Source organism: Streptomyces sp. NPDC006510 (assembly GCF_040611955.1).
Lineage (GTDB): Bacteria > Actinomycetota > Actinomycetes > Streptomycetales > Streptomycetaceae > Streptomyces.
Genome location: NZ_JBEXPH010000321.1, coordinates 1 through 6,155, shown reverse-complemented (window position 1 = coordinate 6,155; position 6,155 = coordinate 1). Strand labels below are relative to the sequence as shown.

Below are 6,155 nucleotides of genomic sequence, written 5' to 3'. Positions count from 1 at the left end.
ATCCGCATACCTCACACACCACGGAATACAGCCATTACGGCGAACGCGTCAGGGACTTCGAGAAGGTTCACCCCAACGGGCCGAAGTCAGTAACGAGTCGGGGCAGCCACTCGTCGTGGCAGCGGCGGATCGAGGAAGGGGCGACCATGCAGCGGTCAGGCGCAGCCCCTACGCCGCTGTTCCCCGCCGGTGCTGTGCCTCATCAGGATCGCATGCGCTATAGTTGATCTTGGCAGTTCGCCGCAACTCGCGGTGACTGACGCTGCGTTGGTGGTCCAAGGAAAGACGCCCCACTTCCCGTGGGGAAATGCAGGTGCAAGGCCTGCCCAGCGCTCACTCACGAAGCCCTTCCCTCCGCCAGGGAAGGGCTTCGTCATGTCCGCACCGCGCTGCCGAAGCCGGCCATCCGCCTCCAGGCCGAGACTGGATGGCCCGCCTTGGCGGCCATGCTGGACCAGGCCCAGCGTGCCGGTCACGACAGCACAGCCCTCCTACGCAGGGTCGCTGCGCAGCGCGAGCTCGAAAGCGCGGAGTCTGTCAGCGAGGTGCTGGTCTGGAGCCTGTACCGGCTGGGACTCGTGCCGACCAAGACGGCCTTGACTGCGCCAAAGGAGCAACGACCGGCAAAGCGGGTCGTCCACACCGCTCCTCCCGCCGCCGTCCCGGGCACGGAGGCTACGCACCCCCGTCGGCGTTGAGGACGACACCAGCGTCTTTGACGTGACGCCCAACGGCATCCGTGTCCGCCCGCCCCTCAGCAGGCGGACGCGAGTGGATCTACCGAGCAGACGGGCGCTCTATCCCCTGGAGGTACTCGCTTGCCACGACCAGTTGGGAGAAGTGTCCAGCGGCCGATTCCAGCATGGGCTCGAACTCGCGGAAGACGCGGTCGGCCACAGCGGGAGCGGTGAGGCTGGAGATATAGAGAATGGCCTCGCCGCACGGGGCTTCCCCGAGTGCGACCGCGGTCCCCGAACGGCTCCCCAGTCGCTTCGCACACCCGTGGTCATCGCGTCATCAGGGCGCGAGCGCCCCGCGTCGACGGGGCGCGGATAGGCGCACGGCGCGCTCTGCGCCTGGTTCACGATCTCGTCGAACTCATAGCCCTTCAGGCCGAGTTCGGCGAGGGAGCGGGGGCGCCGAGACCGACGGACACTCGCGCCAGGTACGCTGGTACGTCGTCCGTGGCCAGGACTCGCAGAAGGGCCTGTGCGGCATCCGGTGCCGCGCGGAGGTTGAAGGCGGCGACGTACGGGAGCAGGACCGTGTGCGCGGCGGCGCGAGGGAGGTCGTAGGTGCCGCCGAGGATATGGCAGAGCTTGTGGTGCAGCGACATGGTCGTGACCCCCAGGCACGCCCCGCACAGCCAGGCACCGCGCAGGGCATCCGTCCGCGCCTTCAGGTCCAGACGGTCGGTGGAGATCGCCGACAGCGCGGCGGCCAGGAAGCGTACCCTTCCTCGGCCATCAGCGAAACGATGGGCGAGGCGTCCGGTGCGTACAGTGCCTCAACCGCGTGTGCCATGGCGTTGAATCCGCTCGTCACCGACACATCCACGGGGAGACGGAGGGTGAGCTCGGGGTCGTAGAGCACGCTGCGCGGCAGGACGGCCCGGTCGCGGCCGGTACGTTTGCGGCCGCTCTCGGTGAGCCCCCGCACAGGGGTCATCTCCGAGTCGGCGTAAGTGGTCGGCACACTGATCACGGGCAGGCCGGAGGTCAGGGCGATGGCCTTGCCCGGGCTGGTGGTCGATCCGCCGCCGATGGCCGGGCAGCCGTCCGCGCCCGCGTCGCGGATAGCCGCCCGGGCGGCGTCGGCGACCTCGGCCGGCGCATGGCGTCCGTGCCCGGGTGAACAGCCCGGCGCACGCGTCGCCGAGGATGTCGGCGGCGCGCTCGGCGAGGACGCGCCGGCCGGCGTGGACAGCACGAGCAGTCGCCGCAGACCCAGGCGTTCCGCTTCCTCGGGTACCTGGCGGAGACTGCCCGCGCCGAAGACCACCCGCATGGGCAGGGGCTCGTATGTGAAGGTCAGCGGCCTCTCTCCGTCGGCGGCACCGGCTCTACGTCGAGCCCGGCGTGCGTGAAGGGCATGGTGACACCGGACCGCTCGGCCTCCTGCTGGTCGCACGCGTTCGTGGAGCCGGACCGCGCGGCCGTGGCTGTCCCGTCCTCCGGAAGGTCTCGACGACGGCGTCCGCCGGCGTCCCGGCGGTGGCGGACACGGCTTTCCTCGTACTGCGCGACGCTGTCGGTCGCCGGAACACGAGACGCGGTGCCGCCGGGCGGCTCGGGCGGCGCGGAGATTGCCGTACGCCACGGGCGTCCCAGCAGTTCTTCGACCCCCTTGAGGTCACCGGCCGCCAGACGGCTGCGAATCACAGTGGAGGAGCAGGTCCGGCCGTCGTGGGCGACGAGGGGCACGGCGTCCACGGTGAATCCGAGCCGCATTCCCGCGCGGCCGAGCAGGGTGGTGTCGCCACCGCCTCCTCGGCCGAAGCGGAAGTTCTCGCCCACCACCACGGCGCGGGCCCCGAGCGTATGGCCGAGGACTCGGTCGGCGAACTCGTCGGCCACCATGCCGGCCAGCACCGGAGTGAACGGCAGTACGAGAACGGCGTCTATGCCGAGGTCGTGGGCGAGGCGGACGCGTTCTTCGAGGGACGTCAGGTACCTGGGGGCGCGCTCCGGGCGGGTCACCGTGAGGGGATGCGGGTCGAAGGTCAGCAACACGGACGGCAGCCCGTGCCGAGCCGCCCGCTCGCGCACCCGCCGGACCAGTGCGGCATGTCCGCGGTGGAACCCGTCGAAGACACCCATGGTCACAGCGCAGCCTCGCCAGTCGGAGGGCACCTCGTGCAGGCCCGTCCACACCGTCCCGGAGGACTGGACCGGCGACACGGACTCCGGTCGGTTCAGGGAAGATCGTGCTGTCACATCCGCGTCCTTGGTCTCAGTCCCGTTCGAGGACGAAGTCGTACCGCTGCACGAGGCCGCCTCCTCCGTCCGCCACGGGGCGCAGGATCAGTTCGGGCTTGGTCGCCCGGGCGACGTCGTCGTCCACCCACTCGCCGCCTTCGAAGTACAGCTGCGTCGTGAGCTGCCGATGTCCTTCGGCCCGGACCATCACGTGCAGATGCGCGGGACGCCAGGGATGCCATCCCGCCGCGGCGATCATGCGTCCCGTGGGGCCGTCGGTCGGGATCCGGTACGGCGCCGGCTGGATGGTGCGGATGGAGAACCGGCCCTCGTCGTCGGTCACGACCAGGCCGCGCAGGTTGCCCTCGGGAAGGTGCGGCGCGAAGCCGGAGTAGTAGCCGTCGGCGTCCGCGTGCCAGATGTCGACTTCCGCTCCCGGCAAGGGAGTGCCGTCCACGTCGCGGACCTGACCGGTGAAGGAGAGCGGGGTGCCCTTTTCGTCGGCCCGGCGGGGCAGTTCGCAGTGGGCGGGCAGCCGCTTGCTGCCAGGCAGGTGGTACGGGCCCTCGATGGTGCCCTTCGTGCCCTGTTGGCTGCGGGAGGCCACCTCCTCCACGGCGTGCTCGACGAACACGTCCAGGAAGAGAGGCCATTCGCCACCCTCTCCGACCTCCATCAGCCAGTTCTTGGCCGCCTGGAACTCGGGATAGGTGACCTCGTGGTCGGAGATGACCTGGTGCACCGCGCCAAGCAGGGCCCTCAGGATCGAATCGGCGCGTTCGGTGGAGGTCTCCACCGTGCCGCGGCCCTGCCTGCCGGCCCGGAACGCGGCGCTGGCCGACGCGCCGGAACCCGCGGCAGTGGGAGGTGTCGACGTACGGGTGCTGCTCATCGTGCGGCTCCAAGGTGGGCCGGGGCGGCGGCGGGCCGCCCCGGCGGAAGGGGTCAGCGGCGGTGGATGCTCACGTCATCCGGGTTGATCAGGTCCGGCACGGTCCAGCCGTTCAGGTCGTACTCGGCCATGCACTGCTCCGCGAAGCCCTTCATGGCGTCGGCGGCGCCGGAGGCCTGAGCGGTGAAGAGCATCTCCGCGCGCACCTGCTCGTGGTTTCCGGAGTAGTTGCGCTCGTACAGCTCGTGCCGGCCGCCGAACTCGCTGCCGATGGAGTCCCAGATCAGCTTCATCAGCTTGACCCGCTCGACGGAGTCGTACCCGTTGGACCCGCGCACGTACTTGTCCAGGTAGGGGCGGATCTCCGGCACGGAGAAGTCCTTGGCGTTGGAGTTGAGGTAGATCAGTCCGCTGCCCAGGTCCTGCATGATGATTTCCTTGATCCGCGGGTAGCCCAGTGTCATGAACCAGCGGTAGGCCAGGCCGTAGTCGAGCTTCGGCAGGAGGGCGTCGTCCTTCCAGGAGTCCGGGTTGTTCGCCATGGCGTCGGTCAGGCCCCAGAACAGGTTGCGCCAGGCGATGACCTCGCCCACGCGAGTCTGGATGCCGCGGAAGTCCTTGGTGCCGGTGACCTCCACGCCCTTCATCAGCAGACCGGCGATGAAGTCGAGCTTGACGGCGAGGCGCGTACAGCCGTGGAAGGTGAAGCGGTGCAGGAAGCCCGAGCCGGGGAAGAACGTGCTGGCCTTCTCGGCGTCGCCGTAGATGAAGACGTTCTCCCAGGGGATCTTCACCTTGTCGAGGATGAAGATGGTGTCGTTCTCGTCGAAGCGGCTGGACAGCGGGTAGTCGAAGGGGCTGCCCATGACGTCGGCGTTCATCGCGTAGGAGTGCCGGCTGATCAGCTTCATGCCGGGCGTGCCCATCGGGACGGTACAGACCAGCGCGAACTCCTTCTTCTTGATCGGCAGGCCGTAGTGGGCGATGAAGTTGTAGTGGGTGATGGCCGAGCCGGTGGCCACCACCTTGGCGCCGCTGATGACCAGGCCGTCGTCGCGCTCCTCGTCGACGTGGACGAAGATGTCCTTGACCTCGTCGGGGTTGCGGTCACGGTCGACCGGCGGATTGATGATGGCGTGGTTCCAGTAGAGGACCTTCTCCTGGGACTCGGTGTACCAGCGTCGGGCGTTGTCGCCGAAGGGCTGGTAGAAGTCGCTGTTGGCGCCGAGGGTGCCGAGGAAGGCCGCCTTGTAGTCGGGGCTGCGGCCCATCCAGCCGTAGGTCATCCGCGCCCACTCGGCGATCGCGTCGCGGTCGGTGATCAGGTCCTCGCGGCTGCGCGGCGTGCGGAAGAACGGGTGGGTGAAACCGTCGCTTCCGGTGTCGGTCGGCACGGTGAGCACCGACTGCTTGTCCGGGTCGTGCAGGGCGTCGTACAGCCGCGCGGTCATGCGCACCGAGTTGCGGAAGGCGGGGTGCTCGGTGACGTCCTTGACCTTCTCGCCGTAGACCCACACCTCCCGTCCGTCGCGAATGGACTCGATGTACTCGTCGCCCGTCAGCGGGCGGGTCTTGCGGACGCCCTCCGCGGGAGAGGCGGCCGGAGAGCCGGCGTCTTCCAGAGTCATATCTGCCCCAACTGGTCTCGAAGGTGTGATCGGGAATTGATCGGGAATTACGAGGCGTGGTGCGCGACGCGCTCCGCGTGCATCGCGGTGAAGGCCGACGCGCCGGTGAACCATCCGCTCTCGGGGCTGTCCAGACAGGCGCCCCAGTGGACGCCCGCGTCCGGTCGGCCCAGGTGGCGGAAGGTTCCGGCGTGGAACAGCAGTGGTTCCAGATCGGTGATGTCGGCCTCGACCACCTCGCCGATGACGATCAGGTGGTCGCCACCGTCGTAGGTGCGCCACGGGCGGCACGAGATCGTGACAGCCGCTCCCGTGAGCACGGGGCCGAGCGGACCGTCGGACCACTGCGGTTCCGGCTCCACGGGCCGGCCGGCGAAGTGCCAGGCGGTGTCGGTCTGGTCGACTGCCAGGATGTTGACCGCGAAGGGTGTGTCCTTCAGATATCGGCACGCCTTGGACTGGCGTGTGAGGGTCACCTGGCACAGGGCCGGTTCCAGGGAGACGGCGGTGAACGCGTTGACCGTGGCGCCGTGGCGTCCGCCGTCGGAGGTGGCGCAGGTGACGACCGTGACACCGGTGGCGAAGCGGCCGAAGGCATTCCTGAGGTGGCGCTGATTCATGTGGCCCGCCCCGGAGAGCCGGCGGATGCGAGGTGCTCGCTCTTCCCGCGCCCGGTGTCGCCGCCGGCCGTCCGGTCCCGGGCGCGCCCCGACGGGG

At 69.2% G+C, this 6,155-nt stretch carries 4 protein-coding genes and 1 pseudogene; all 5 read right to left on the bottom strand.

What is annotated here, in order from left to right; all coding sequences use genetic code 11:
* Positions 1-1,108 precede the first annotated feature (1,108 nt).
* Positions 1,109-2,007, bottom strand: a pseudogene (locus ABZY11_RS42220) (iron-containing alcohol dehydrogenase).
* Between the two features lie 23 nt (positions 2,008-2,030).
* Positions 2,031-2,936: a hypothetical protein gene (locus ABZY11_RS42215; RefSeq protein WP_356484257.1), complete on the bottom strand. Its 906-nt coding sequence runs from the start codon at positions 2,934-2,936 to the stop codon at positions 2,031-2,033.
* A gap of 16 nt (positions 2,937-2,952) precedes the next feature.
* Positions 2,953-3,810, bottom strand: coding sequence for a catechol 1,2-dioxygenase (catA, locus tag ABZY11_RS42210; RefSeq protein WP_356484256.1), 858 nt, complete (start codon positions 3,808-3,810; stop codon positions 2,953-2,955).
* 53 nt (positions 3,811-3,863) lie between these two features.
* Positions 3,864-5,438, bottom strand: a complete 1,575-nt coding sequence (locus tag ABZY11_RS42205) for a 4-hydroxyphenylacetate 3-hydroxylase N-terminal domain-containing protein (protein WP_356484255.1) — start codon at positions 5,436-5,438, stop codon at positions 3,864-3,866.
* 47 nt (positions 5,439-5,485) lie between these two features.
* Positions 5,486-6,058, bottom strand: a complete 573-nt coding sequence (locus ABZY11_RS42200; protein WP_356484254.1) for a flavin reductase family protein — start codon at positions 6,056-6,058, stop codon at positions 5,486-5,488.
* Positions 6,059-6,155: the final 97 nt, after the last annotated feature.

What these genes read in the sequence shown, in the direction of transcription:
- ABZY11_RS42200 (WP_356484254.1), bottom strand. Translation starts at nt 6,058, where the DNA reads ATGAATCAGCGCCACCTCAGGAATGCCTTCGGCCGCTTCGCCACCGGT.
- ABZY11_RS42205 (WP_356484255.1), bottom strand. Translation starts at nt 5,438, where the DNA reads ATGACTCTGGAAGACGCCGGCTCTCCGGCCGCCTCTCCCGCGGAGGGC.
- catA (WP_356484256.1), bottom strand. Translation starts at nt 3,810, where the DNA reads ATGAGCAGCACCCGTACGTCGACACCTCCCACTGCCGCGGGTTCCGGC.